Below are 25,201 nucleotides of genomic sequence, written 5' to 3'. Positions count from 1 at the left end.
CTGTCCCGGCGTGCACGGCTCCCCTCACACCGCGAGCGTAGGCGCCACCACTGACATCCCGGCCGGTCGCGGCCGCGTGCGGTGCGCGTGCGGGCACGGCAGAGAGCCCGGCGGCGCGGGGGCGCCTGCCGGGCTCAGGGGCGGCGGACGGTCAGCCCTGCTGTTCGGCCTGGGCCTGCTCCACGGACTTGTGGACCTCGGCCATGTCGAGCGCGCGCGCCTGCGAGATGACGTCCTCGAGCGCGGGCTCGGGCAGCGCGCCCGGCTGCGCGAAGACGGCGACCTTCTCCCTGATGATCATCAGGGTGGGGATCGACTGGATCCCGAAGGCCTGCGCCAGCTCGGGCTGCGCCTCGGTGTCCACCTTCGCGAAGACGAGGTCGTCGTGCTTGTCCGACGACTTGTCGTACACCGGGGCGAACATCCGGCACGGGCCGCACCAGGCGGCCCAGAAGTCGATGAGGACGAAGTCGTTCGAAGACACGACCTCGTCGAAGTTCTCCTTGGTCAGCTCCATAGTGCTCATGCCCCCCACAACGGGTGGCGCTGCCGGGAAATTCCGCACCCGCGACCGGGCTCTTCACCCGTTCGGGTGATACCGCGCGCCGCCGCGGCGCGGGCGGCGGGGCCCGCTCGTTGGTCCGCGTATGGCACCGACGCAGACGAAATGGACCCGCCAGCCGGACCCGGTGACGGCACCCCCGCCCGCCGGAACGGTTCTGCATCCCCTGGCGGAGCCCCCCGTCTTCGCGGCTCTCGCCGCCCAGTGGCGTTCCGCGGGCCGCATGGTCCCCGGCCAGACCGACCCCGAGTGGTCCGCCCTCGTCACCGACGTCCCCCGCCTGACCCGCACCTAGCCCCGGGCGGCCACCGGCCGGTGGCCCGGCGCGAGCCCGGGACCGCCCCTCCGGGCCGGCGACGATCCGCGCGGCGCGCGCCGGCGGGCGCGCCCGGGACGCGGCCCGGTCTCCCCGGCGGGGCCTGCCCCCCCGGCGCGGGTCTAGCCCGCCGGCCGGGGCAGGGGCCGGGGCGGCGGAGGGCCCGCGTACGTGCCCGTGGGGCGCAGGCGGAGCGGGGGCTCGGCGTACTCCTCCAGGGCGTGCGCGATCCACCCCGCGGTGCGGCCCACGGCGAAGACCGCCTCGCCCGCCTCCGCGGGCATGCCGGAGGCGACGGAGAGCACCGCGAGGGCCAGGTCGACGTTCGCGTGCAGCGGCTGGTGCCGGGCCACCGTGCCGACCGTGTCGCGCGCCGCGGCGAGCGCGTCCGCCGCCCCGGGCACCTCCGCGAGCCGCTCGAAGAGCAGCCGCGCCCGCGGGTCCTCGCCGGGGTAGAGCCGGTGGCCGAGCCCCGGTACGCGCTGCCCGGCGCGCAGGTACTCCGCGACGACGGGCCCCGCCCCGCCGCGGTCCAGCACCTCCCCGAGCATGCGGTGGGCGAGCGCGCTGGCCTGGCCGTGCAGCGGGCCGTCGAGCGCGCCGAGACCGGCGGACACCGCCGCGTAGGGATGCGCCCGCGCGGAGGCCGCGACCCGGACCGCGAGGGTGGACGCCGCCAGGCCGTGGTCGAGGAGCAGCACCAGCGCGGTGTCCAGCACGCGCAGCGCCGCCGGGCCCGGCTCCCGGCGGGTCAGCCGCGCCCAGAGCCGCCGGGCGATCGGCTCCCCGGCGTCCGGTACGTCCCCCGCTGCCCCGCCGGCCGGCGGCAGCGCGTCGACCAGGGTCGGGATGAGCCCGCGCGCGGACCCCAGGACCGCTTCCGGCGCGAGGTCGAAGCGCAGCGGGTCCGCGCACCCCGCGGCGATCACCGCGACGCGCATGCGGTCCATCACCCCGCTGTCCGCGGGCAGCGCGGCCGCCGCCGCGCGGGCGGCCGCCAGCGGCGCGGGGGGAGCGGTGAAACGTGTGCCGGGCAGCACCCGCCCGGTCCACAGCCACTCCGCGGCCTCCTCGTACGCGTACGACTCCGCGAGCGCGACGGCGTCGACGCCGCGGAAGGCGTACGCCCCGGTGGCGGTGTCGATGCGGGTGACGCCGCTGCGGATGCGTCCCCAGCCCCCGTCCGGCCCGCCGGGCCCGTCCGCCCCCTCCGCGCCCGCGCCTTCCGCGGGGCCCGGTCCGGAACGGCCGCGGGCGGCGAGCGCGGCGACCTCCGCCGGGTCGAAGGTGCTGCCCCGCCCGCCGGGCAAGCGCCTGCTGCCGAGCAGCCCGCGGCTCACGTACGCGTAGAGCGTCTCCGGCTTGACCCCGAGCCGCCGCGCGGCCTCCCGCGTACCGATCCGCTCGGCGGCCTGCCCGCCACCGGCGGTGCCGTCCGCCGTCCCCTCAGTCATGCACGCCACCGTACCCACTTTCCGTCAACCCTCGTCCATATTGATTCAATCAACATTGACAGATTTTCAATCAATCATGGACAGTCGAATCAAGAGCCGAGGAGGAAACCCATGCGCACCACCCAGTCGCCCGCCCCGTCCGCCCCGCTGGAGGCCCCGCGCGGGCTGAAGGGCGTGATCGTGACCGACACCGTGCTCGGCGACGTCCGCGGCGCCGAGGGCTTTTACCACTACCGGGAGTTCTCCGCGGTCGAGCTGGCCGCGAGCCGCAGCTTCGAGGACGTCTGGCACCTGATGGTCCACGGCACGCTGCCCACGCCGGCCGAGCGCGCCCGCTTCACCGCGCAGACCGCCGCGCTGCGCCACCTGTCGCCGGAGGTCGGGGCGGCGCTGCCGGCGGTGGCGCGGGCCACCGGGCCCTCCGGGCCGCTCGCGGGGCTGCGCACGGCGCTGTCCCTGACCGGTGCCGCCGCGGGCTTCCGCCCGGTGTACGACCTGGATCCCGCCGCCCGGCAGGCGGACGCGCTCGCCGCCTGCGCGGCAGTGCCCACGCTGCTGACCGCCCTGCACCGGCTGGGCCGCGGCCTGGAGCCGGTCGAGCCGCGCGACGACCTGCCGTACGCCGCGAACTACCTCTACATGCTCACCGGCGAGGAGCCCGACCCCGCCCGGGCGCGGGCGGTCGAGCAGTACCTGATCTCCACGGTCGACCACGGCTTCAACGCCTCCACCTTCACCGCCCGGGTCATCGCCTCGACGGGCGCGGACCTGGCGGCCTGCCTGGTCGGCGCGGTGGGGGCGCTGTCCGGGCCGCTGCACGGCGGGGCGCCGAGCCGTGCGCTGGACACGCTGGACGCGATCGGCACGCCGGAGCGCATCGACGGCTGGCTGCGCGAGCACATCGCCGCGGGGGAGCGGATCATGGGCTTCGGCCACCCCGTCTACCGCACCGAGGATCCGCGCTCGCGGCTGCTCAAGGGCATAGCCCGGGAGATCGGTGGCGAGCTGGTCGACTTCGCCGTTCGGGTGGAGGAGCGGGCCGAGGCGCTCCTCGCCGAGCTGAAGCCGGGGCGGGAGCTGCACATCAACGTGGAGTTCTACGCGGGCGTGGTGATGGAGCTGTGCGGGCTGCCGCGCGAGATGTTCACCCCGACCTTCGCCGCCGCGCGCGTCGTCGGCTGGAGTGCGAACATCCTGGAGCAGGCGTCCGACAGCAAGATCATCCGACCGTCCGCGCGCTACGTGGGCACGCCGCCGCCCCGCCCCGTCCCCGCGGCCTGATATACGTACCGACCGGTCGGTAATATGAGCGCGCCGGGAGGTCCCCGGTGCGAGGCCCACCCGGGAGGAGTCGCCCGTGCGCGCGATCCAGATCACCGAGTTCGGCGGACCGGAGGTCCTGAAGGAGACCGAACTGCCCGACCCCGTCCCGGCGGAGGGGCAGCTGCTTCTGGACGTGGACGCGGCGGGGGTGAACTACGCCGACACGCACACGGTGGAGAACTCCTACCTCTCACGCACCGAACTGCCCCTCGTGCCGGGCGCCGAGGTCGTCGGGCGCACCGACGGCGGCCGCCGGGTGGTGGCCCTCACGGGCAACGGCGGCTACGCCCAGAAGGCCGTGGTCGCCGAGCGGATGGCGCACGACGTGCCCGACGGCGTCACCGACGCGCAGGCGCTCGCGCTGATCGTCCAGGGCCTGACCGCCTGGCACCTGCTGCGCACCTGCGCGCGGCTGGCGGGCGGCGAGAGCGTCGTCGTCCACGCCGCCGCCGGCGGTACGGGTTCGCTCGCCGTCCAGCTGGCCCGGCACTTCGGGGCGGGGCGGATCATCGCCACCGCGTCCACGGCGGACAAGCGCGCCCTCGCCCTGGAGCTGGGCGCCGACACCGCCGTCGACGCCGACCCGGAGGGCCTCACCGAGCGGCTGACGGAAGCCGGTGGCGGGCGCGGGGTGGACATCGTGCTGGAGATGACCGGCGGCCCCGTGTTCGACGCGTCACTCGCCGCGCTCGCCCCCTTCGGCCGCCTGGTCACCTACGGCATGGCGTCCCGGGTCCCGCCCACCCCGGTGGAACCCGCGCAGCTCATGGGGCGCTCGCGGGCCGTCGTCGGCTTCTGGCTCGCGCACTGCGTCGGCAGGCCGGGGATGTACCACGAGCCGCTCGGTGAACTGCTGGCGATGACCGCGGACGGCAGGCTGCGCCCGCAGGTCGGCGGCGTGTACGGCCTGTCGGAGGCGGCGCGGGCGCACGCCGACCTGCGGGCCCGGCGTACGGTGGGGAAGCTGGTGCTCGACGTGACCCGATGAGCGGAACCAGTCGGTCGCCCAGCACGTTGCACCGGTGCAGGAGAGGAAATCTCAGGCACAATCACCACCAGGCGAGCACGCTGGGCCGCCGCCCGCGACCCGCGCCCCCGCACAGCTCGGGAGGGGCCCATGCCACGCAACCGCTTCGCAGCCGACCGGGGCCTGACGACCCGGATGGTCGTCACGATGTTCCTCATCGGGCTGCTCTACGTCGTCTTCGTCGGCGCGCTGCTGGCGCTGCTGCGCGGCTCGTGGCCGATCATCCTGGTCATCGCGGGGCTGCTCTTCGTGGCGCAGTTCTGGTTCAGCGACCGCATCGCCGCCTTCAGCATGGGAGCCCGCGAGGTCACCCCCGAGGAGCAGCCGGAGCTGCACGGGGTGGTCGACCGGATCTGCGCGCTGGCGGATCTTCCCAAGCCCAAGGTCGCCGTCGCTCAGTCGGACGTGCCGAACGCCTTCGCGACCGGCCGCAACCGGAAGAACACGGTGGTGTGCGTGACCAGCGGGCTGCTGCGCCGGCTGGAACCGGAGGAGCTGGAAGGCGTCGTGGCGCACGAGCTGGCCCACGTCGCGCACAAGGACGTCATGGTGATGACCGTCGCGTCCTTCCTCGGGGTCCTGGCCGGTGTCATCACCAGGATCGGCCTGTGGGGCGGCTTCCGGCGCAGCCGGGATCCCGGCACCACCGCGCTCGTCGTCCTGGTGCCGCTGGTCAGCGCCGCGGTCTACGCGGTCAGCTTCCTGCTCACCCGGATGCTGTCGCGCTACCGGGAGCTGTCCGCCGACCGCAGCGCCGCGCTGCTGACCGGGCGCCCCTCCGCGCTGGCCTCCGCGCTCACCAAGGTCAGCGGCGAGCTCGCCGCGATCCCGACGAGGGACCTGCGCGCCACCGAGCCCTTCAACGCCTTCTACTTCGCGCCGGCGCTGACCTCCAGCGCCACCGTCTCCAGGCTGCTCGCCACCCACCCGAGCCTGGAGCAGCGCCTCGCCCAGCTCGCCGCCGTCACCGTCGAACTGGACCGCCGCTGATGGGACTGCTGGATGTGCTGCTGGGCCGCAGCAAGCCCGTGAAGCCGGATCTCGACCAGCTCTTCGGGCTCGCCTCGGCCGCGCTGACCCTGGAGGCCGCGAGCGCGCTGCGCCCGACCGGCCGCGGAGCGGTGTGCTTCGCGGCCGTCGAGGGCGGGGCCTTCACCGAGATCCAGCAGGATCTGCACGCCCTGCTGCCGCTGGAGTCCAGCCGCGACTCCTACGGCTACACCTGGCTGGAGTCCCGGCACGCCCCGGACGAGACGAACGACCTCGTGACGGATCTGCACGCGGTCAATTCGGCGCTGGAGTCCGGCGGGTTCGGCCCGCAGCTGCTGTGCTCGCTGGTTGCCTTCCACGACCCGCAGGACCCCGAGGACCGCCGGATGGCCCTGGTCTACCTCTACAAGCGCGGGTCCTTCTACCCCTTCGCCCCGCTGCCCGGTGAGAAGCGCGACCACGCCCTGGAACTCCAGGTCAAGGCCCTGGTCGCCAATGACCTGCGGCTGGAGCAGGACCTGGCGCGGTGGTTCCCGGTCTGGGGCGCGCCCGGCATGGGCGGCTGAAGACCGGGCCTGCGGGGCACACGGTGCCTATGGTGGAGCTGTTGCAGGACGGACCCGTCAGGAGGCGCACGGATGACCACGTACGACCCCGCCACCGTGAAGATCAGCCCCGAGTCGTGGGTGGCGGACCAGGCCAGACGGTACGAGGAGTCGGACGGCACCGAGGCCACCGACATGAAGGGCTCGCCGTGCCTGCTGCTGGACTACCAGGGCTGGCGTACCGGCGAGTGGCGGCGCACGGTGCTCATCTACGGGCGGTCCGGTGAGGACTACCTGATCGTGGCCTCCAAGGGAGGTGCCCCCGAGCACCCGCTGTGGTTCAGGAGCCTCGTCGCCAACCCCGAGGTCCACGTGCGGGTGCTCGGCGAGCGCTTCACCGCCCGCGCCGAGGTGCTGACCCCCGAGGAGAAGGCCGAGGTCTGGCCGGGCCTGGTGGAGGTCTACCCGCCCTACGAGGACTACCAGAAGAGCACCGAGCGCGAGATCCCCGTCATCCGCCTCACCCGCGTCTGACGCCTCCGGCGAGCACGCGCACCGGCCCGTAGCGGGCACGGGTAAGGGGCGCCCCTCCCGGAGGGGCGCCCCTTACGTCCTGCGTCATGCCGTCCGCCGGCGCCTACCGGTCGGCGGGGGCCTTGCGCACCGCCATCCAGGTGGTCAGGGCGGCCAGTGCCAGTTCGAGCGCCAGCAGGAAGGCGAGGCCGAGGCCGAAGGCGTGCGGGTAGCGGCCCGGCGCCCCGGCACCCACCGCGCCGTAGAAGACGATGCCGATCAGCGCGATGCCCAGCGCGCCGCTGACCTGCTGGATCGTCGCCACCACGCCGGAGGCGGCGCCCACCAGGTGGGCGGGGACGGTGCCGAGGGAGGCGTGGGTCAGCGGGGCGATGACCAGGCCCATGCCGGCGCCGTCGAGGAAGAGCCCGGGCACCAGCTCCCACAGGCTGCCCGTGGTCCCCGAGGCGTGCACGGCCTCCCACAGCGCGCCCAGGCCCGCCGCCATGACCAGCGCGCCCACCGGCACGGTCCGGCTGCCCAGGCGTTCGGCGATGCGGTGCGCGGTGGTCGACGTCAGCAGGTAGCCGGCGCCGATCGCCACGAAGACCACGCCCGAGGTCAGTGCTTCGAGCCCGCGTCCGGCCTGCAGGTACAGCGCCAGGACGAGGAAGAACGAGCCCTGCCCGGACCAGAAGACCAGCTGCGCGACGGCGCCGGCCGCGAAGCCGCGCTGCCGGAAGAGCGCGATGTCCACCACCGGGTCGCCGCCCGCCGCGCCCACCCGGCGCTGGTGCGCCACGAAGCCCGCGAAGAGCACCGCGGAGCCCGCGAGGCACACCCACGTCCACACCGGCCAGCCCAGCGCACGCCCCTGGATCAGGGGCAGCACCAGCGCGATCGTGGCGGCCGTGGACAGTGCCACACCGGTGTTGTCCAGCCGCGGGCGGCGCGGCGCCCGCGACTCGGCCAGCGCCCGCGGGGTCACGGCGAGCGCCGCCAGCCCGATCGGCACGTTGATCAGGAAGCAGGCCCGCCAGCCGAGCCCGAGCACGTCCGCCTTGATCAGCAGCCCGCCGATGAGCTGCCCGAAGACCGCTCCGACGCCCATCGTCATGCCGTACATCCCGAAGGCGCGGGCCTGTGCCCTGCCCGTCCAGGCGGTCTGCAGGATCGACAGCACCTGCGGGCCCATCAGGGCCGCGGACAGCCCCTGGCAGACCCGTGCCGCCACCAGGCTCCCGGAGGTCGGCGCGAGGCCGCAGGCGGCCGACGTCGCGGTGAAGAGCGCGAGCCCCAGCATGAACATCCGCCGCCTGCCGTGGATGTCGCCCAGCCGGCCCGCGGTGATCAGCCCGGTGGCCACGGCGAGGGCGAAGCCCGCCACCACCCACTGGATCGCCGCGCTGCCGGCGTGGAGGTCGCCCTGCACGGCCGGTATCGCCACGTTGACGATGAAGAGGTCCAGCGAGGTCATGAAGGTCGCTGCCAGCAGGACCGGCAGACCGAGCCCCGGCCGCCCGGCGGCCGGTGCCGCGTCCGCGGGAGCGGACGCCGAGAGCGTGGAGGTGGCCGAGGCCATGGCTGAATCTCCTGTCGGGAAGAGGGGCGGGGGAGCGGGGCCGGTCAGGCGCCGGCCGGGACCTTGTCGAGGAAGCCGTGGACCCGCTGGATCAGGCCGTCCTCGCCGGTCGAGATGACGTCGAAGCCGACCACCAGCGACTCGCCGCCGGCCGGTCCCAGCTCCCAGGTGAAGCGGGCGATGTCGTGGTGGGTGTCGACCGGGCCGAGGGTGAAGACCAGGCCCGCGAACTGCGCCTGCACCGCGCCGACGACGGCGTCCAGGGCGTCGGGGCCGGTGACGTCCGCCAGCGGGTCGGTGTAGCGGGCGTCCGCCGCGAAGACCTCGCCGATCGCGGCGCGCCGGGCGGCCGGGTCGGTCTCGTTCCAGAGGGCGATGTACTGCTCGGCCAGCTGCTGGATGTCGCTCATGACGGGGTGTCTCCCTGCTGTCTGCGGCGCCGTGTTGCGCCGTGTCCTTGCAGGTCATGAAGTTACGGACCGCGCCGTACGGCCGAATCGGTCATCGTTAGGTAATCGCCGACCGGTCACCGCTGTACACGTCCGCGGCTCCCTGCCGGAGGGGACGGGCAGCAGGTCACAGGGCTGCGCGGCGCGGTGGTGGGCGGTGGCGCGGTGGGGCGCCGGCCGGACGGGGCGCCCGCGCTAAGCGCCCGCTCAGCCGAACCCTTGCGAAAACTGGAACACGTTTCTACGATCGCGGGTGTGACATCGTCAGTGTCAGACCCGCCTCCACCGCCCGCTCCGCCCGGGCCCGGCCCGCTGGCCGGGGTGCGGGTGGTCGAGCTGGCGGGCATCGGCCCCGGCCCCTTCGCGGCGATGCTGCTCGCGGACCTGGGCGCCGACGTCGTCCGGGTCGACCGCCCCGGCGGTCCCGGCCTGGGGGTCGCCCCCGCCGCCGACCTGACCAACCGCAACAAGCGCTCGGTGCTGCTCGACCTCAAGACGCCGGAGGGCACCGCGGCCGCCCTCGACCTGGCAGGGCGCGCCGACATCCTCGTCGAGGGCTACCGCCCCGGCGTCGCCGAGCGCCTGGGCGTGGGCCCGCAGGAGTGCCTGGCCCGCAACCCGCGGCTGGTCTACGGCCGGATGACCGGCTGGGGCCAGCACGGACCGCTCGCCGCCAGTGCCGGGCACGACATCGGCTACATCGCGATCACCGGTGCCCTGGCCCTCAGCGGCCCCGCCGACGGAGCCCCCACCGCCCCGGCGAACCTGCTCGGCGACTACGCGGGCGGTGCGCTCTACCTCGTCACCGGTGTGCTCGCGGCCCTGCACCACGCCCGTGCCCACGGCCGCGGGCAGGTGGTCGACGCGGCCATCGTGGACGGCACCGCCCACCTGGGCACCCTGCTGCACGGCATGGTCGCCGCGGGCGCCTGGCAGGACCGCAGGGGCGTCAACCTGCTGGACGGCGGCGCGCCCTTCTACGGTGTGTACGCCACCTCCGACGGCGGCCACATGGCGGTCGGCGCCCTCGAACAGCGCTTCTACGACACCTTCAGCACCCTGCTCGGCCTGTCCCCGCAGGAGGCCGCGCTCCGCGACGACCCGGCCCGCTGGGCCGAGCTGCGGGCCGCCGTGGCCGCCCGCTTCCGCACCCGCACCCGCGAGGAGTGGACGGCGGTCTTCGCCGGCACCGACGCCTGCACGGCGCCCGTCCTGTCACTCACCGAGGCCCCGCGGCATCCGCACCTGGCAGCCCGCGGCACCTTCGCCGAGGTGGACGGAACCGTCCAGCCCGCCCCCGCACCCCGCTTCTCGGCGACACCCGCCGCGCTGCGCCGCCCGCCCGCCCTCCCGGGCGCGCACACTGCGGAGGTGGCGCGCGACTGGGACGTCCCCGCCCTGGCCGGCCGCCGGGACGGCGGCGCCCGGCCGTCCGGCCCCGCCCCCGGCCGCCCATGACGTACGACCGCACGCACGCCGCGCCCCGCGGCCCACGGCCGCACCCGGGGCCCCATCCGCCGCCCGCACCGAACCCGCACAGAAAGGCCCGACGTTGAGCACCGACGCCTACGTCTACGACGCCGTCCGCACCCCGCGAGGGCGCGGCAAGGCCAACGGATCGCTGCACGGCACCAAGCCGATCGACCTGGTCGTCGGCCTCATCCGGGAGCTGCGCGAGCGGTACCCCGCGCTCGACCCCGCCGCGATCGACGACATCGTGCTCGGCGTCGTCAGCCCGGTCGGCGACCAGGGCTCCGACATCGCCCGGATCGCCGCCGTGGCCGCCGGTCTGCCCGACACCGTGGCCGGCGTGCAGGAGAACCGCTTCTGCGCCTCCGGCCTCGAAGCGGTCAACATGGCGGCGGCGAAGGTCCGTTCCGGCTGGGAGGACCTGGTCCTCGCCGGCGGCGTCGAGTCGATGTCGCGGGTCCCGATGGCCAGCGACGGCGGCGCCTGGATGATGGACCCGATGACCAACTTCGAGGTCGGCTTCGTCCCGCAGGGCATCGGCGCCGACCTCATCGCGACCCTCGGCGGCTTCAGCCGGCACGACGTCGACAGCTACGCCTCCCTGTCGCAGGAGCGGGCCGCCGAGGCCTGGAAGGAGGGCCGCTTCGCCCGCTCCGTGGTGCCCGTGCGGGACCGCAACGGCCTGGTCGTCCTCGACCGCGACGAGCACCTGCGGCCCGGCACCTCGCCCGAGTCGCTCGCCGCGCTCAAGCCGTCCTTCGCCGACATCGGCGAGCTGGGCGGCTTCGACGCCGTCGCCCTGCAGAAATACCACTGGGTCGAGAAGATCGACCACGTCCACCACGCCGGCAACTCCTCCGGCATCGTCGACGGCGCCGCGCTCGTCGCCGTCGGCAGCCGGGAGATCGGCGAGCGCTACGGGCTGACGCCCCGCGCCCGGATCGTCTCCGCCGCCGTCTCCGGGTCCGAGCCCACCATCATGCTCACCGGGCCCGCGCCCGCCAGCCGCAAGGCGCTCGCCAAGGCCGGCCTGACCATCGACGACATCGACCTGATCGAGATGAACGAGGCCTTCGCCGCCGTCGTGCTGCGCTTCGCCGCCGACATGGGCGTCGGGCTCGACAAGGTCAACGTCAACGGCGGCGCGATCGCCCTGGGGCACCCGCTCGGCGCGACCGGCGCGATGCTGCTCGGCACCCTCGTCGACGAGCTGGAACGCCGCGACGGGCGCTACGGCCTGGTGACCCTCTGCGTCGGCGGCGGCATGGGCGTCGCCACCGTCGTCGAACGCCTCTGACCCGCCCACGCCCCCACCCCGCCGCTACGGAGCCACCCGACATGAGCGAGCCCACCACCATCCGCTGGGAGCAGGACGCGGACGGCGTCGTCACCCTCGTCCTGGACGACCCGGCGCAGTCGGCCAACACCATGAACGCCGCCTTCACCGCCTCGATCGAAGCGGTCGTCGACCGCCTCGAAGCCGAGGCCGAGGGCATCCGCGGAATCGTCGTCACCTCCGCGAAGAAGACCTTCTTCGCCGGCGGCGACCTGCGCGACCTCATCCGCGCCACCCCGGAGGACGCCGCCGAGGTCCTCGCCGGCAGCATGCGCGTCAAGCGCGCGCTGCGGCGGCTGGAGACCCTCGGCAGGCCCGTCGTCGCCGCGATCAACGGCGCCGCGCTCGGCGGCGGCTACGAGATCGCGCTCGCCTGCCACCACCGTGTCGCCCTCGACACCCCCGGGACGAAGATCGGCCTGCCCGAGGTCACCCTCGGCCTGCTGCCCGGAGGCGGCGGGGTCGTCAGGACCGTACGCCTGCTCGGCATCGCCGACGCGCTGCTCAAGGTGCTGCTGCAGGGCACCCAGTACTCGGCGCGGCGCGCCCTGGCCGCCGGCCTGGTCCACGAGGTCGCCGCCGACCGCGACGCGATGCTCACCGCGGCCCGCGCGTACATCGACGCCCACCCGCAGGCCCGGCAGCCGTGGGACGAGCCCGGCTACAAGATCCCCGGCGGCACCCCCAAGAGCCCCGCCTTCGCCGCCAACCTGCCCGCCTTCCCGGCCAACCTGCGCAAGCAGCTCGCGGGCGCCCCCTACCCGGCGCCGCGCAACATCCTCGCGGCCGCCGTCGAGGGCTCCCAGGTCGACTTCGACACCGCCCAGCTGATCGAGGCCCGCTACTTCACCGAACTCGCCTGCGGCCCGACGTCGAAGAACATGATCCAGGCCTTCTTCTTCGACATGCAGGCCGTCAACTCCGGTGCCGCCCGCCCGGCCGGCATCCCCGCGCGCCCCGTCACCCGGGTCGCCGTCCTCGGCGCCGGCATGATGGGCGGCGGCATCGCGTACGCGTGCGCCCGGGCGGGCATCGACGTCGTCCTCAAGGACGTCACCCCCGAGGCGGCCGCCCGCGGCAAGGCCTACTCCGAACGGCTGCTGGACAAGGCGCTCGCCAAGGGGCGCACGACGCCGGAGAAGCGCGAGGCGCTGCTCGCCCGCATCACCCCGACGGCGGAGCCCGCCGACCTGGCCGGCTGCGACGCCGTCATCGAGGCGGTCTTCGAGGACGCCGCGCTCAAGCACGAGGTCTTCCGGGAGATCCAGCACGTCGTGGCGCCGGACGCGCTGTTGTGCTCCAACACCTCCACGCTGCCGATCAGCACGCTCGCGGAAGGAGTGGAGCGCCGCGCGGACTTCATCGGCCTGCACTTCTTCTCGCCGGTCGACAAGATGCCCCTGGTGGAGATCATCAGGGGCGAGCGGACCGGCGACGAGGCGCTGGCCCGCGCCTTCGACCTGGTGCGCCGGATCCGTAAGACGCCCATCGTCGTCAACGACTCGCGCGGCTTCTTCACCTCGCGGGTGATCAGCCACTTCATCAACGAGGGCGTCGCGATGCTCGCCGAGGGCGTCCCCGCCGCGTCCGTCGAGCAGGCCGCGGCGCAGGCCGGCTACCCGGCGAAGGTGCTGTCGCTGCTGGACGAGCTGAGCCTGGCGCTCTTCGTCCGGATCAGCCGCGAGACCCGTGCCGCGGTCGAGGCGGCCGGCGGCGTCTGGACCCCGCACCCGGCGGAGGCGGTCATCGACCGCATGGTCGGCGACTTCGGCCGCACCGGCCGCAGCGGCGGAGCGGGCTTCTACGACTACGCCGAAGGCCGCAGGACCGGGCTGTGGCCGGGCCTCGCCGAGCACTTCGAGAAGCCGGGCGTGGAGATCCCGCTGGAGGACCTGAAGGAGCGGATGCTCTTCGCCGAGTCGCTGGAGACCGTGCGTCTGCTGGAGGAGGGCGTGCTCACCTCGGTCGCCGACGCGAACGTCGGCTCGGTGCTCGGCATCGGCTTCCCCGCCTGGACCGGGGGCGTGCTCCAGTACGTCAACGGCTACCCCGGCGGCGTGGCGGGCTTCACCGCCCGCGCCCGTGAGCTGGCGGCGACGTACGGCGCGCGGTTCACCCCGCCCGCGCTGCTGGTCTCCACCGCCGAGAGCGGCGGGACGTTCACCGACGGCGCACGGAAGCGCTGACCGGTACCGGACGCGCCGGGCGGCCTGCTCAGGGCCGTCCGGCGTCCCCGGCGTCCCCGGCGTCCCCGGCGTCCCCGGCGTCCCCGGCGTCCCCGGCGTCCCCGGCGTCCGGGGCGGTTCGCGGTGGGTCGCCGGCGGGTGAGGGCCGCCCGGCCCACAGCTGCTCCTTCAGCGACCGCTGGAAGGCCGTCACGAGCGCCTGCACCACCAGCGGCTGCATCTGCGCCGACAGCGACCGCGCGGCGGGATCCGGACCGGCCTCGTGGCCGGCCCCGCCCACCGTCTCCCGGAAGATCCGGCTGATCGCGCCCGCCGCCGCCCGCGCGTGCTGCTGCAGCGCCTCCCGGGCCGCGACGACGGCCTCCAGCGGGACGGGCGCGTCCAGCAGCCGCAGCCCCAGGTGCAGGATGCCCGGGTCGGCCACGAAGACGTCCGGGTCCGCGGTGCGTTCCAGCACCGCCATCGCCGCCAGCCGTGCCACGTCCGCCTCGCCCAGCGGGCGGCCCGCCCGCCGCTCCAGCTCGGCGCGGTCCAGCCGCGCACTGCCCTCCGGCAGCCACGACGCCACGAGCGCGCGGTGGACCGCCAGATCGTGCTCGCCGGCCCCGGGCGGCAACTGCGCCAGGTAGCGCCCGACCGCCGCGAGCGTCAGGCCCCGGCTCCGCAGCTCGCCGATCAGCGCCAGCCGCGACAGGTGCCCCGGACCGTACCGCCCGACCCGGCGCGGGCCGATCTCCGGTGGCGGAAGCAGCCCGCGGGCGCTGTAGAAGCGGACGGTGCGGACCGTCACCCCCGCGCGGGCGGCCAGCTCGTCGACGGTCAGGGCGGTCTGCGGCACCGCATCAGTATTGCCCCGGCGGCGCCCCCGTGAAAGGCGCCCGCCGGGTCCTGCACGGAGGCCTGCCCCGGGCCCGGCCCGCACACCGCGCCGCCGGGCCGGCACCCGCCGCCCGGCCGCGCCTCGTACGCTGGCCTGCGTGCCCCGACCCCGTACCGCCCGCGCCCGGCGGATCGCCGCCGTCTGCCTGGCGGCCGTCCTCCCGGCCTGCCTGCCGTCCTGCTCCGGCGGCGGCTCCCCGGATCCCACGGCGGGCGCCGCGGGACTCGGCGACCGGCTCTTCCCGCGCGCGGGCAACGGCGGCTACGACGTCACGCACTACGGCCTGGACCTGTCCTACGACCCCGGCAGCGGCCGGCTGGCCGGCACCGCCGTCGTCAGCGCCACCGCGACGCAGGACCTCACGCGGCTGAACCTCGACCTCGCCGGTATGACCGTGGCCCGGGTGAGCGTCGACGGCCGCACCGCACGCACCTCACGCGCCGGCACCGAGCTGACCGTACGCCCGGCCTCTCCGCTGCACCGGGGCGCGCGCTTCGCCGTCACCGTCGCCTACGGGGGCGTGCCGCGCCTGCTCACCGACCCGGACGGCTCTCACGAGGGCTGGTTCCGTACCGACGACGGCGCCCTGGCGCTCGGCGAACCGGTCGGCTCCATGGCGTGGTTCCCCGGCAACGACCACCCCTCCGACAAGGCCGCCTTCGACCTCACCGTGTCCGTTCCGGCCGGGCTGACGGCCGTCTCCGGCGGCGAGCTCGCGAGCACCCGCACCGCGGGCGGCCGTACGTCCTTCCACTGGCGCAGCACCGCGCCGGTGGCCACCTACCTGGTGACCGCCGGCATCGGGCACTACACCGTCACCCGCTCCCGTACGCCCGGCGGGGTGCCGCTCCTCAAGGCCGTCGACCCGCGTGCGGCGGACGCGGCGACCACCGCCGCGCTGGGCCGCCTGCCGGAGATCCTGGACTGGGAGACCGCCCGGTTCGGCCCCTACCCCTTCGGCTCGTCCGGCGCGATCGTCGACCACCTGCCCCGCGGCTCGGTCGGCTACGCGCTGGAGACGCAGAACCGCCCCGTCTTCCCCGGGGACGGCGACGGGCCCGCGGTCGACGTCACGTCCCTCGTCCACGAGCTCGCGCACCAGTGGTTCGGCGACTCCGTCACCCCGCGCAGCTGGCAGGACATGTGGCTCAACGAGGGCTTCGCCACCTACGCCGAATGGCTGTGGCAGCAGCACGACACGGGAGTGCCGCTCTCCCGGAGCGCCGCCGGGGCCTTCGCCGACCCCGCCACCTGGTCCTTCCCGCCCGCGGCGCCACCGACGGCCGCGGACGTCTCGGCCCCGCCGGTCTACGCCCGCGGCGCCCTCGTGCTCTACGAGCTCCACCAGGCGCTCGGCGGCACGGTCTTCGACCGGCTGCTCCGGGGCTGGAGCGCCGCGCGTTCCCACGGCAACGCCTCCACCGCCGACTTCACCGCATATTGCGCCCGCTTCACCGGCCGCGACCTGACCCCGCTCTTCGCGACCTGGCTCTACGGCAGCGCCAGGCCCGCCCGTCTGTGAGCGCGCACGCCCCGCGGTTCAGCGCAGCGGCTCGCCCACCGCGTGCATGTGGCCGAGCGCCTGCGCGTAGGAATCCAGCAGCCCCGTCTCGGTGTAGCGCACGCCGAGCCGGGCGCAATGTGCGCGCACCAGCGGGCGGGCGAGCCGCAGATGCGGGCGCGGCATGCTCGGGAGGAGGTGGTGCTCGATCTGGTAGTTGAGCCCGCCGAGCAGGAAGTCCACCACCGGATTCCCCCGTACGTTGCGCGAGGTCAGCACCTGGCGGCGCAGATGTCCCCAGCGCGCACCGGGCTCCGGCATCTCCATGCCCTTGTGGTTGGGGGCGAAGGCGCATCCCAGGTGCAGCCCGAAGAGGGCGTGGTGCAGCGCGGCGAAGGCGACCGCCTGCGGCCACGGCAGCGCGGTGAACAGCAGCGCCGCGTAGCCGGCCAGGTGGGCGACCAGCAGCGCGCCCTCCACCAGCCGCTCCCGGCGGTCCAGCCGCCGCAGGTCCTGGAAGCTCGCCACCTTCAGGGCGAGCCCTTCCAGCAGCAGCATCGGGAAGAACAGCCGCGCCTGGTGCTTGGTCAGGAAGCGGGCGAAGCCCTGCCGTTCGACGGCCTGCGCGCGCGTCCACACCAGGGCGCCCACCTCCACGTCCGGGTCCTTGCCCACGTGGTTGGGGTTGGCGTGGTGCCGGTTGTGCTTGTCGCTCCACCACGCGGCGCCCATGCCCAGCAGCAGGTTGCCGTGGAAGAGCGCGATGAGCCGGTTGGCGCGGCGGCCCGCCGCTATCTGCTGGTGCCCGGCGTCATGCCCGGTGAAGCCGCTGCGCGCCGAGAACACCGCAGCCGGCAGGGCCAGCGCCAGCACCCACCACGACCCGGTGCCGCCGACCACGACGACCGCCGTCCACACCGCGGCGATCGCCAGCAGGTCGGCCGCGATCGACAGGGCGTACCGCCGCCGGCGCCGCCGCAGCAGCCCGGCCTCGCGCACCGCGCGCAGCAGCGGGGCGAATTCGCTGGCCTCCCCGCCGGGGGCCTTTTCGGCCGGTTCGAGGATGGTCAGAACGGTCGCCATGGGCGCTCCTCAGTGACGGGCGGTGTCTGTCCCACGGCCCGGACGGGCCGTACGGCGACGCTACGGACAACCGCCCGCCGCGGACCATGGCGCCATCACCCGGCTTCCCGGGGTGCCACTCCCCCCGGAAACGCGGGGGATATCCCCACCCCGAACAACCGTGAGGGGACCGTACTGGCCACGGACGATCTCTGCCCGGCCGCATCGCGGCGGCCGCGCCCGGCCCAGTGTGCCATCCCGGCGGCCCGGCCGGGAGCGCTCCGGCACTCCCGTCGGCGCGCAACCGGCCGCGGCGCCTTGCCGCGTGCCGCCGCCCGGTGGCGTCTACGATGCTGGACAACCGCCAAGCGGCAGGTGTCTTGGCCAGGTCTGAGGAGCACCATCATCAGCGGCAACGTTTCGGTCGAACGCAGGATCGCCGAGGAGCTGGGCGTACGCGAAGGTCAGGTACGGGCGGCCGTCGATCTGCTCGACGGCGGGGCCACGGTGCCGTTCATCGCGCGCTACCGCAAGGAGGCCACCGGCACCCTCGACGACGAGCAGCTGCGCAACCTGGAGGAGCGCCTGCGCTATCTGCGCGAGCTGGACGAGCGGCGTGCCGCGATCCTGGAGTCCGTCGAATCGCAGGGCAAGCTCGACGACGCCCTGCGCGGGCAGATCATGGCGGCCGATTCCAAGGCGCGGCTGGAGGACATCTACCTGCCGTACAAGCCCAAGCGGCGCACCAAGGCGCAGATCGCGCGCGAGGCGGGCCTGGAGCCGCTCGCCGACGCGCTGCTCGCCGACCCCGGGCTGGACCCGCAGACTGCCGCGGCGCCCTACGCCGACGCCGAGAAGGGGGTGGAGGACGCGGCGGCCGCGCTGGAGGGCGCCCGCGCCATCCTCACCGAGCGCTTCTCGGAGGACGCCGACCTGGTCGGCGAGCTGCGCACCCGGATGTGGAGCCGCGGCCGGCTGGTCGCCAGGGTGCGCGAGGGCAAGGAGGAGACGGGCGCGAAGTTCGCCGACTACTTCGACTTCGCCGAGCCCTTCGCCAAGCTGCCCTCGCACCGCGTCCTGGCCATGCTGCGGGGCGAGAAGGAGGAGGTCCTCGACCTCACCCTGGAGCCGGAGGAGCCCACCGAGGGCCCCAGCAGCTTCGAGCGGCGCATCGCCCAGCACTTCGGCGTCGCCGACCGCGGCCGCCCCGGCGACCGCTGGATGCTGGACACCGTCCGCTGGGCCTGGCGCACCCGCATGCTGGTCCGGCTCGGTATCGACCTGCGCGTGCAGCTGCGCCAGCAGGCCGAGGACGAGGCGGTACGGGTCTTCGCCGCCAACCTGCGCGACCTGCTGCTCGCCGCCCCGGCCGGCACCCGCGCCACCATGGGCCTGGACCCGGGCCTGCGCACCGGCGTCAAGGTCGCCGTCGTCGACGGCACGGGCAAGGTCGTCGCCACCGACACCATCTACCCGCACGCGCCGCGCAACCGCTGGGACGAGTCCCTCGCGACGCTGGCGAAGCTCGCCGCCGCGCACCGCGTCGACCTGATCGCCATCGGCAACGGCACCGCCTCCCGCGAGACCGACAAGCTGGCCGGGGACCTCATCAAGGCGCACCCGGAACTGAAGCTCACCAAGGCCGTCGTCTCGGAGGCAGGCGCCTCGGTGTACTCGGCCTCCGCCTACGCCTCCGCCGAACTTCCGGGCCTGGACGTGTCGCTGCGCGGCGCGGTGTCCATCGCCCGCCGCCTCCAGGACCCGCTGGCGGAACTGGTCAAGATCGACCCGAAGTCCATCGGGGTCGGCCAGTACCAGCACGACCTCTCCGAGGTGAAGCTGTCGCGCTCGCTCGACGCGGTGGTCGAGGACTGCGTCAACGGCGTCGGCGTCGACGTCAACACCGCGTCGGTGCCGCTGCTGCGCCGGGTCTCGGGCATCACCGAGGGCCTGGCCGCCAACATCGTCGCCCACCGCGACAGCAACGGGCCCTTCCGCAGCCGCAAGGCCCTCAAGGACGTCGCCCGGCTCGGCCCGAAGGCGTACGAGCAGTGCGCGGGCTTCCTGCGCATCCTCGGCGGCGACGACCCGCTGGACGCCTCCGCCGTGCACCCGGAGGCCTACCCGGTGGTCCGGCGGATCGGCCATAGTGCGGGCACCGCCGTCCCCGAACTGATCGGCAACGGCGCCGTGCTGCGGCGGCTGCGCCCGGAGGACTTCGTGGACGAGTCCTTCGGCCTTCCGACCGTCACCGACATCCTGGCCGAGCTGGAGAAGCCCGGGCGCGACCCGCGGCCGGCGTTCAGGACCGCGGCCTTCAAGGAGGGCGTGGAGGAGATGAAGGACCTGCGGCCGGGGATGCTGCTGGAGGGCGTGGTCACCAACGTGGCCGCCTTCGGCGCCTTCGTGGACGTCGGTGTCCACCAGGACGGTCTGGTCCACGTCTCGGCGCTGTCCAACCGCTACGTCTCGGACCCGCGCGAGGTTGTCAAGCCCGGGGACATCGTCCGGGTCAAGGTGCTGGACGTCGACCTGCCGCGCAAGCGGATCTCGCTCACGCTGCGGCTGGAGGACGAGCCCCGCGCGGCGGGCGGTGGCGGCGGCGAGCGCCGCGGCACGGCGCCGCGTCAGGGTGGCGGACGGCAGGGCGGCGGGCGCCAGGGCCAGGGGCAGGGCGGCACGCGGCGCGGCGCCTCCGCGCCCGCCCCGCAGAACGGCGCGATGGCCGACGCCCTGCGCCGGGCGGGCCTGACCGGCGGTCGGTGAGCTGCGGGGCGCCGTGCGGGCCGGGTGCACCCGGCCCGCACGGCCCCCGGCCTCCGGCGGCCGCGGGGAACCAGGACGGCCGGGTGGACGTTGTGGTGGGTAGGCGGTAAACGTGCGAGGGAGCGGCGGCCGGCCGCCGGACGCCGTGAACGGAGGCGGGGACAGATGTCGAACCGTGCGAAGGTCGCCATCGGTGGTGTGGCGGTCGGGCTGATCCTGCTCTTCGTTCTCCCCTGGTGGATCTCCTTCCTGATCATCGTCGGCATCCCGGCGGCGGCGTATCTGACGCTGGACTCCTCGCAGCGCCGCCGGCTGCGCCGGGTCTCCCGGCGCCAAATCGGTCGCTGACCGGGACGACGCGCCGGTAGCGTGGCCGCTCGCCCCGCCTGACGCGGGCGGGGCGGCGAGCTGGGAGGGATCCCGTCCGATGTCGCTTCTTCCCGCCACCGTGCGGTCCGTCGACGAGCTGCTCGCGTACGCCGCGGGCGGCGCGCGCGTGAAGTACCTGCACTTCTGGGGCCACCGGCCGCAGCGCGGCGGCGGCGTGGGCCCCGGCTGCCTCAGCCAGTGGTGGCCCGCGCCCTTCACCGTCGGCGGCGCCCGTTACGCCACGGCGGAGCACTGGATGATGGCCGGCAAGGCGCGGCTCTTCGGCGACCAGGAGGCCGAGCACCGCGTCCTGGCGGCGGCCTCGCCCGGCGCCGCCAAGGCCGCCGGGCGCACGGTGCGCGGCTTCGACGACGCGGTCTGGGCGCGGGAGCGCTTCGCCCTCGTCGCCGAGGGCAGCCGCCACAAGTTCGAGCAGCACCCCGACCTGCGGGAGTACCTGCTGGCGACCGCGGGCCGGGTGCTCGTCGAAGCCAGTCCCGTGGACCGGATCTGGGGCATCGGCCTGGCCGTGGAAGACGAGCGCGCCGGCGACCCCGCGCGCTGGCGTGGCCTGAACCTGCTGGGCTTCGCCCTCATGGACGCCCGCGACGCCCTCGCATGACCCGCCCGGCCGGACGTGCGCCGCACCGGATGCGCGGACCGGCCGCGCCGGGTCCTGCCCGGTGCGGCGTCCCCCGCTTCCAGGAGCAGGCCCGGCGCCAGGAGGCGCCGCCGGGGCCGGCGCGGCGCCGCGCGTAGGGTGATCACGGTGCGGCAGCCGCGGCACCGCCCGGCTGCGAGGGAAGGTGGGTCGCGGACATGACGGAGCGCCTGGTGGTCATCGGCGGCGACGCCGCGGGAATGTCGGCCGCCTCGCAGGCCCGCCGCCGCAGAAGCGCGGCCGAACTGGAGATCATCGCCTTCGAACGCGGCCACCACACCTCCTACTCGGCCTGCGGCATCCCCTACTGGATCGCGGGCGACGCCGCGGGCCCCGGTGCCCTCGTCGCCAGGACCCCGGCGGAGCACCGCGAACGCGGCATCGACCTGCGGCTCGCCACGGAGGTCGTCGCGATCGACCCCGAGCGCGGCCGGGTCCGCAGCCGCGACGCCGCGGGCCGCGAGGAGTGGACCGGCTACGACCACCTGGTCGTCGCCACGGGCGCGGAGCCCGTACGCCCGCCGGTACCGGGCATCGACGCGCCCGGGGTCTTCGGCGTGCAGACGCTCGACGACGGCGAGGCCGTCCTGCGCGGCCTGGAACGCTCCGGTGTGCGCCGGGCCGTCGTGGTCGGCGGCGGCTACATCGGCGTCGAGATGGCCGAGGCGCTGCTGCGGCACGGCCTCGACGTGACCCTGATCGACCGCAACGAGCAGCCGATGACCACCCTCGACCCGGACATGGGCCGCCTGGTGCGCACCGCGCTCGAAGGCCTCGGGGTACAGGTCGTCTCCGGCGCCCCCGTGCGCGAGGTGCTCACCGGCGCGGACGGCCGGGTCCGCGCGGTGGCCACCGACACCGCCGAACACCCCGCCGACCTGGTGGTGCTGGGCCTCGGCGTACGGCCCCAGACCCGGCTCGCGGCCGCCGCCGGGCTGCCGCTCGGCGCCCACGGCGGCCTGCTCACCGACCGCGCCATGCGGGTGCGGGGCAGCGAGCGCATCTGGGCGGGCGGCGACTGCGTCGAGGTGCTCAACCTGGTCTCCGGAGAGCTCCAGCACATCGCCCTCGGCACGCACGCCAACAAGCACGGAAGGATCATCGGCATCAACGTCGGCGGCGGCTATGCCACCTTCCCCGGCGTGGTCGGCACCGCCGTCAGCAAGGTCTGCGACGTCGAGATCGCCCGCACCGGCCTGAAGGAGTCCCAGGCGCGCGCGGCCGGGCTGCAGTTCCTGACCGCGGCCGTCGAGTCCACCAGCCGCGCCGGCTACTACCCGGGCGCGGCCCTCATGACGGTCAAGGTGCTGGCCGAGCGCCGCAGCGGGAGGCTGCTCGGACTGCAGATCGTCGGCGGGGAGGGAGCCGCCAAACGCGTCGACGTCGGGGCGGCCGCGCTCACCGCGGGTATGACGGTCGAGCAGATGACCGGCCTCGATCTCGGCTACGCCCCGCCGTTCTCCCCGGTGTGGGATCCCGTGCTGGTGGCCGCCAGGAAGGCGGCCGACGCGGTGTCGGCGGACCTCGCCGCCGGCTGAGGCCCGCGGTCGCAGGGCGGCTCGCCGCGGCCCGGCCCGGCGGCGATTGCGAAGGTGCGCGCGGACCCGTCCCGGCGCCGGCGTGCGTACGTGCGCGGGAGGCGTGCGGCCGCCGCCGTCAGGACGGTGTTCCGGCGAGCTTGCCGAGCCCTTCCAGGAGCTGCGGCAGCGCCTTGCCGCGACCGACGGGCATCACCTCGCCGGGGGCCTCGTCCAGCAGCACGAAGGCGATGTCGTCGGTCCGGGCGACCAGGCTCCAGCCCGGGCCGTCGGCGCGCAGGGCGCCCGCGGTGGTGCGTATCCGGCCGGGCGGCGGGGGAGTGCGGAGGTACTCCGCGGCCTCCGACAGCACGCGGCGGACACCCGGGTGGGAGATCCCGGTCGCGTCCGGGCCGCCGCCGGGAAGGGGCGGGTCGCCGGCGTCCGGGGCGCCGCCGCCGTCCGCCGCGGTCCCGCCGGAGGAGGCCGCCTCGCCGGGCGTCGCTCCGCCGGTGCCCGTGCCGGAGGTGCCCGGCGCGGTCTCCGCGTCCGCCGCACCGGCGTCCGCGTCCGCCGCGTCCGGTCCGGTCCGCCCGGCCGTGCCGGGCGTCTCCTCCGGAGGGGCGTCCGCGGGGGCCGGGGCGGGGGCGAGGGAGGGCGGCAGCTGGTCGCGCCACTGGTGCCAGTGCACGGCGATCTCGTCCGCGCCCAGCCGCCGTTGCGGCGGGCCCCACACCGAGACGTCCGGCGGCGCGAGCGCGGGCCCCGCCTCCTCCTCGTCCGGGTCGTGCGGGTCCGGCACGTGGGGCACCGCCACCGCCACCGGCAGCGGCCAGCCGGGCAGGGACGCCGCGAGCGTGTCCTCCCGCGGCGCCAGCTCGTACTCCAGGCCGCAGTCCCACGCCGCGAGCGCGCACGCGACCAGGGCGGCGTCCGTGGTGACGACGGTCCAGCGCGCGCCGCGGCCGTCCTGACCGAACATCAGGCCGTAACCGCCGGGCAGCGGCTCGAGCCCCAGCTGCCCGCACGCGGCGGGGTAGTCGTCGCCGAGCACTCCGGGGAAGCGCTCGGCGGTCAGCATCGCGGCCGTCAGCACGAACAGCGCGTCCTCGTCCTCCGCGTAGTCGGCATGCTCGGCCGCGGCCATGTGGCGCCTCCCTCTCGTTCCGGTTCGCGCACCTTAACCAGCCGGTAACCACTACGTCGAGGGGGGCGGGAGTGCCGTGAATCCGTTCGGGCGCGGCCGTCGCCGTCACCTATCCTCGAACGCATGGGACGTATCCGCAGCACCCACTACGTCTGCATGCCGTGCAGGGCCTCGTGGAAGGTGCCGCTCGGCCGCGGCTCGGCGGGGACGTGCCCGCGCTGCGCGGGCCGACTGGTCGACGCGGGCACGCAGTTCGCCGCCCCCAAGCGCCGCGACACCGCGGCGTGGCGCGCGCTCGGCGTGGTCCTCGCGTCCGGGCTGCGCTTCAACTCCGCCTGCGAGTGCTGTCAGGACGGACCGGGCTACCGGCCGCGCACACCGCGGGAGGTGCGGGAGCGGCTCGCGCACGCGGCGGTCGCCGGGGTGCCGGTGGCGGTGGCGCTCCAGTGCCGGGACGTGACGCACGGTGGCGACGGCGCCGGCCGGTGCCTGCCGTAGCCGCGCCTTCCGCGGCGGTCGGTCCGCCCGCGCGGCGGTCCGCCGCCTCCGCTCCGTCCGCGGATACCGGCCATGCATCATGGGGGGATGATCACCCTGCGTTCCATGGCCCTGTTCGTCCTCGCCGCCGTCCTGGAGATCGGCGGCGCCTGGCTGATCTGGCAGGGCGTGCGTGAGCACCGCGGAACGGCCTGGACCGTCGCGGGCGTCGTGGCCCTCGGCCTCTACGGATTCGTCGCGACCCGCCAGCCCGACGCCGAGTTCGGCCGCATCCTGGCGGCGTACGGCGGCGTCTTCGTTGCCGGGTCGCTCGTGTGGGGCGTGGTCGCCGACGGTTACCGGCCGGACCGCTTCGACATCGCCGGGGCCGTGATCTGCCTGGTCGGAGTGGGCGTCATCATGTACGCCCCGCGCGGCGGCTGAAACCCGCCGGTCCCTCCTCGCCGCCCGGCGGTTGTGCACGCGCGGTGCCCCGAGGCGGGGTTGCCGAAGCGCCTCCGGAGCGACAGGCTCTAGGGCAGGGGAGACGGGAGGCAGGGGCGATGACGGTGAGCAACAAGCTTGCGTGGCTGCTCGATGATCTGACACAGCGTGTGCCGCACGTCCGACACGCCCTCGTCCTGTCCAACGACGGACTGGTGACCGGCGCCAGCGGGAGCCTGGACCGTCCGACCGCGGAGCACCTGGCTGCGGTCTCGTCCGGATTCCACAGCCTTGCCAAGGGGGCCGGCCGGCAGTTCGGCGTCGGCGGGGTACGGCAGACGATGGTCGAGTTCGACGAGGGCTACCTCTTCGTGACCGCGGCGGGCGACGGGAGCTGCCTGGCGGTGCTCAGCGGCATGGAGGCCGATGTCGGCCGGGTCGCCTACGAGATGACGCTGCTGGTGCACCGGGTCGGCGAGCACCTCGGAGTGGCGGCCCGTCAGTCGAGCTCGCCCTACTGACGTCCGCGCCGCCGGCGCCTCGCCGCGGCGGTGCGGGCGGGCACCGCAGGCGGGCCGAGCTGCGGGGACAGGAGTTTTCCACAGGACCGGGAACGGGTGTTCG

Annotated in this window: 24 protein-coding genes; 17 read left to right on the top strand and 7 right to left on the bottom strand. The window is 75.0% G+C overall.

All coding sequences use genetic code 11. The annotated features are described in order from the left end of the window. Positions 1–151: 151 nt before the first annotated feature. A complete protein-coding gene (gene trxA / locus ACH4SE_RS07120) occupies positions 152–526 on the bottom strand; it encodes a thioredoxin (protein WP_398542292.1) in 375 nt (124 codons plus the stop codon). A 121-nt stretch (positions 527–647) separates the two neighbouring features. Here trxA and ACH4SE_RS07115 point away from each other — a divergent pair, with 121 nt between their 5' ends. Next, the gene (locus tag ACH4SE_RS07115; protein ID WP_398542291.1) at positions 648–857 is read left to right on the top strand and encodes a hypothetical protein; all 210 of its coding nucleotides are present in this window, start codon (positions 648–650) and stop codon (positions 855–857) included. A 143-nt stretch (positions 858–1,000) separates the two neighbouring features. Here ACH4SE_RS07115 and ACH4SE_RS07110 read toward each other — a convergent pair whose 3' ends face one another. Further along, positions 1,001–2,332, bottom strand: coding sequence for a citrate/2-methylcitrate synthase (locus ACH4SE_RS07110; protein ID WP_398542290.1), 1,332 nt, complete (start codon positions 2,330–2,332; stop codon positions 1,001–1,003). Positions 2,333–2,443: 111 nt separating this feature from the next. On the opposite strand from ACH4SE_RS07110, the gene ACH4SE_RS07105 reads away from it, so the two are divergent. The 5 genes from ACH4SE_RS07105 to ACH4SE_RS07085 all read left to right on the top strand — a co-directional run bounded on the left by ACH4SE_RS07105 (position 2,444) and on the right by ACH4SE_RS07085 (position 6,751). Beyond that, positions 2,444–3,613: a citrate synthase/methylcitrate synthase gene (locus ACH4SE_RS07105; protein ID WP_398542289.1), complete on the top strand. Its 1,170-nt coding sequence runs from the start codon at positions 2,444–2,446 to the stop codon at positions 3,611–3,613. 76 nt (positions 3,614–3,689) lie between these two features. After that, positions 3,690–4,643: a zinc-binding alcohol dehydrogenase family protein gene (locus ACH4SE_RS07100; RefSeq protein WP_398542288.1), complete on the top strand. Its 954-nt coding sequence runs from the start codon at positions 3,690–3,692 to the stop codon at positions 4,641–4,643. 129 nt (positions 4,644–4,772) lie between these two features. Further along, positions 4,773–5,672 carry a zinc metalloprotease HtpX gene (htpX, locus tag ACH4SE_RS07095; RefSeq protein WP_398542287.1) on the top strand — a complete coding sequence of 300 codons (900 nt, stop codon included), beginning with the start codon at positions 4,773–4,775 and terminating at the stop codon, positions 5,670–5,672. Then, the gene (locus ACH4SE_RS07090) at positions 5,672–6,238 is read left to right on the top strand and encodes a hypothetical protein (RefSeq protein WP_398542286.1); all 567 of its coding nucleotides are present in this window, start codon (positions 5,672–5,674) and stop codon (positions 6,236–6,238) included. The genes htpX and ACH4SE_RS07090 overlap by 1 nt, the downstream gene beginning before the upstream one ends. A gap of 72 nt (positions 6,239–6,310) precedes the next feature. Beyond that, a complete protein-coding gene (locus ACH4SE_RS07085; protein ID WP_398542285.1) occupies positions 6,311–6,751 on the top strand; it encodes a nitroreductase family deazaflavin-dependent oxidoreductase in 441 nt (146 codons plus the stop codon). Between the two features lie 103 nt (positions 6,752–6,854). Here ACH4SE_RS07085 and ACH4SE_RS07080 read toward each other — a convergent pair whose 3' ends face one another. Together ACH4SE_RS07080 and ACH4SE_RS07075 are read right to left on the bottom strand one after the other, a co-directional pair. Next, a complete protein-coding gene (locus tag ACH4SE_RS07080; RefSeq protein WP_398542284.1) occupies positions 6,855–8,312 on the bottom strand; it encodes an MFS transporter in 1,458 nt (485 codons plus the stop codon). 44 nt (positions 8,313–8,356) lie between these two features. After that, positions 8,357–8,722, bottom strand: coding sequence for a nuclear transport factor 2 family protein (locus ACH4SE_RS07075; RefSeq protein WP_398542283.1), 366 nt, complete (start codon positions 8,720–8,722; stop codon positions 8,357–8,359). A gap of 351 nt (positions 8,723–9,073) precedes the next feature. On the opposite strand from ACH4SE_RS07075, the gene ACH4SE_RS07070 reads away from it, so the two are divergent. From ACH4SE_RS07070 to ACH4SE_RS07060, 3 genes are all read left to right on the top strand, one after another. Continuing rightward, positions 9,074–10,219 (top strand): CaiB/BaiF CoA transferase family protein, encoded by a 1,146-nt coding sequence (locus tag ACH4SE_RS07070; protein WP_398542670.1) that lies wholly within the window; start codon positions 9,074–9,076, stop codon positions 10,217–10,219. 94 nt (positions 10,220–10,313) lie between these two features. After that, positions 10,314–11,528: an acetyl-CoA C-acetyltransferase gene (locus tag ACH4SE_RS07065; protein ID WP_398542282.1), complete on the top strand. Its 1,215-nt coding sequence runs from the start codon at positions 10,314–10,316 to the stop codon at positions 11,526–11,528. Positions 11,529–11,569: 41 nt separating this feature from the next. Next, on the top strand, positions 11,570–13,753 hold the full coding sequence (locus ACH4SE_RS07060; protein ID WP_398542281.1) for a 3-hydroxyacyl-CoA dehydrogenase NAD-binding domain-containing protein: 2,184 nt from the start codon (positions 11,570–11,572) through the stop codon (positions 13,751–13,753). 28 nt (positions 13,754–13,781) lie between these two features. On the opposite strand, the gene ACH4SE_RS07055 is transcribed toward ACH4SE_RS07060, so the two are convergent. Beyond that, on the bottom strand, positions 13,782–14,591 hold the full coding sequence (locus ACH4SE_RS07055; protein WP_398542280.1) for a MerR family transcriptional regulator: 810 nt from the start codon (positions 14,589–14,591) through the stop codon (positions 13,782–13,784). Between the two features lie 139 nt (positions 14,592–14,730). On the opposite strand from ACH4SE_RS07055, the gene ACH4SE_RS07050 reads away from it, so the two are divergent. Continuing rightward, complete coding sequence (locus ACH4SE_RS07050) at positions 14,731–16,155, top strand: M1 family metallopeptidase (protein ID WP_398542279.1); 1,425 nt, start codon at positions 14,731–14,733, stop codon at positions 16,153–16,155. Positions 16,156–16,173: 18 nt separating this feature from the next. On the opposite strand, the gene ACH4SE_RS07045 is transcribed toward ACH4SE_RS07050, so the two are convergent. Continuing rightward, positions 16,174–17,217 carry a fatty acid desaturase family protein gene (locus tag ACH4SE_RS07045; protein ID WP_398542278.1) on the bottom strand — a complete coding sequence of 348 codons (1,044 nt, stop codon included), beginning with the start codon at positions 17,215–17,217 and terminating at the stop codon, positions 16,174–16,176. Positions 17,218–17,571: 354 nt separating this feature from the next. Between ACH4SE_RS07045 and ACH4SE_RS07040 the strand changes: the two genes are divergently transcribed. From ACH4SE_RS07040 to ACH4SE_RS07025, 4 genes are all read left to right on the top strand, one after another. Then, positions 17,572–19,962: a Tex family protein gene (locus tag ACH4SE_RS07040; RefSeq protein WP_398542277.1), complete on the top strand. Its 2,391-nt coding sequence runs from the start codon at positions 17,572–17,574 to the stop codon at positions 19,960–19,962. Between the two features lie 165 nt (positions 19,963–20,127). Continuing rightward, a complete protein-coding gene (locus ACH4SE_RS07035; protein WP_398542276.1) occupies positions 20,128–20,310 on the top strand; it encodes a hypothetical protein in 183 nt (60 codons plus the stop codon). Positions 20,311–20,389: 79 nt separating this feature from the next. After that, positions 20,390–20,953 carry an NADAR family protein gene (locus ACH4SE_RS07030; protein ID WP_398542275.1) on the top strand — a complete coding sequence of 188 codons (564 nt, stop codon included), beginning with the start codon at positions 20,390–20,392 and terminating at the stop codon, positions 20,951–20,953. Positions 20,954–21,150: 197 nt separating this feature from the next. After that, positions 21,151–22,530 carry an FAD-dependent oxidoreductase gene (locus tag ACH4SE_RS07025; protein ID WP_398542274.1) on the top strand — a complete coding sequence of 460 codons (1,380 nt, stop codon included), beginning with the start codon at positions 21,151–21,153 and terminating at the stop codon, positions 22,528–22,530. Positions 22,531–22,648: 118 nt separating this feature from the next. Here ACH4SE_RS07025 and ACH4SE_RS07020 read toward each other — a convergent pair whose 3' ends face one another. Next, positions 22,649–23,656 (bottom strand): hypothetical protein, encoded by a 1,008-nt coding sequence (locus ACH4SE_RS07020; protein ID WP_398542273.1) that lies wholly within the window; start codon positions 23,654–23,656, stop codon positions 22,649–22,651. A 123-nt stretch (positions 23,657–23,779) separates the two neighbouring features. Between ACH4SE_RS07020 and ACH4SE_RS07015 the strand changes: the two genes are divergently transcribed. The 3 genes from ACH4SE_RS07015 (at position 23,780) to ACH4SE_RS07005 (ending at position 25,098) form a co-directional block, all read left to right on the top strand. Next, positions 23,780–24,154, top strand: coding sequence for a deoxyxylulose-5-phosphate synthase (locus ACH4SE_RS07015; RefSeq protein ID WP_398542272.1), 375 nt, complete (start codon positions 23,780–23,782; stop codon positions 24,152–24,154). A gap of 87 nt (positions 24,155–24,241) precedes the next feature. Further along, on the top strand, positions 24,242–24,577 hold the full coding sequence (locus ACH4SE_RS07010) for a YnfA family protein (RefSeq protein WP_398542271.1): 336 nt from the start codon (positions 24,242–24,244) through the stop codon (positions 24,575–24,577). Between the two features lie 119 nt (positions 24,578–24,696). Then, the gene (locus ACH4SE_RS07005; protein ID WP_398542270.1) at positions 24,697–25,098 is read left to right on the top strand and encodes a roadblock/LC7 domain-containing protein; all 402 of its coding nucleotides are present in this window, start codon (positions 24,697–24,699) and stop codon (positions 25,096–25,098) included. The last annotated feature ends 103 nt before the right edge of the window (positions 25,099–25,201 follow it).

This window comes from Streptomyces sp. NPDC020983 (assembly GCF_044333485.1).
Taxonomy (GTDB): Bacteria; Actinomycetota; Actinomycetes; order Streptomycetales; family Streptomycetaceae; genus Actinacidiphila.
This window is presented reverse-complemented; position numbering and strand designations above follow the sequence as displayed.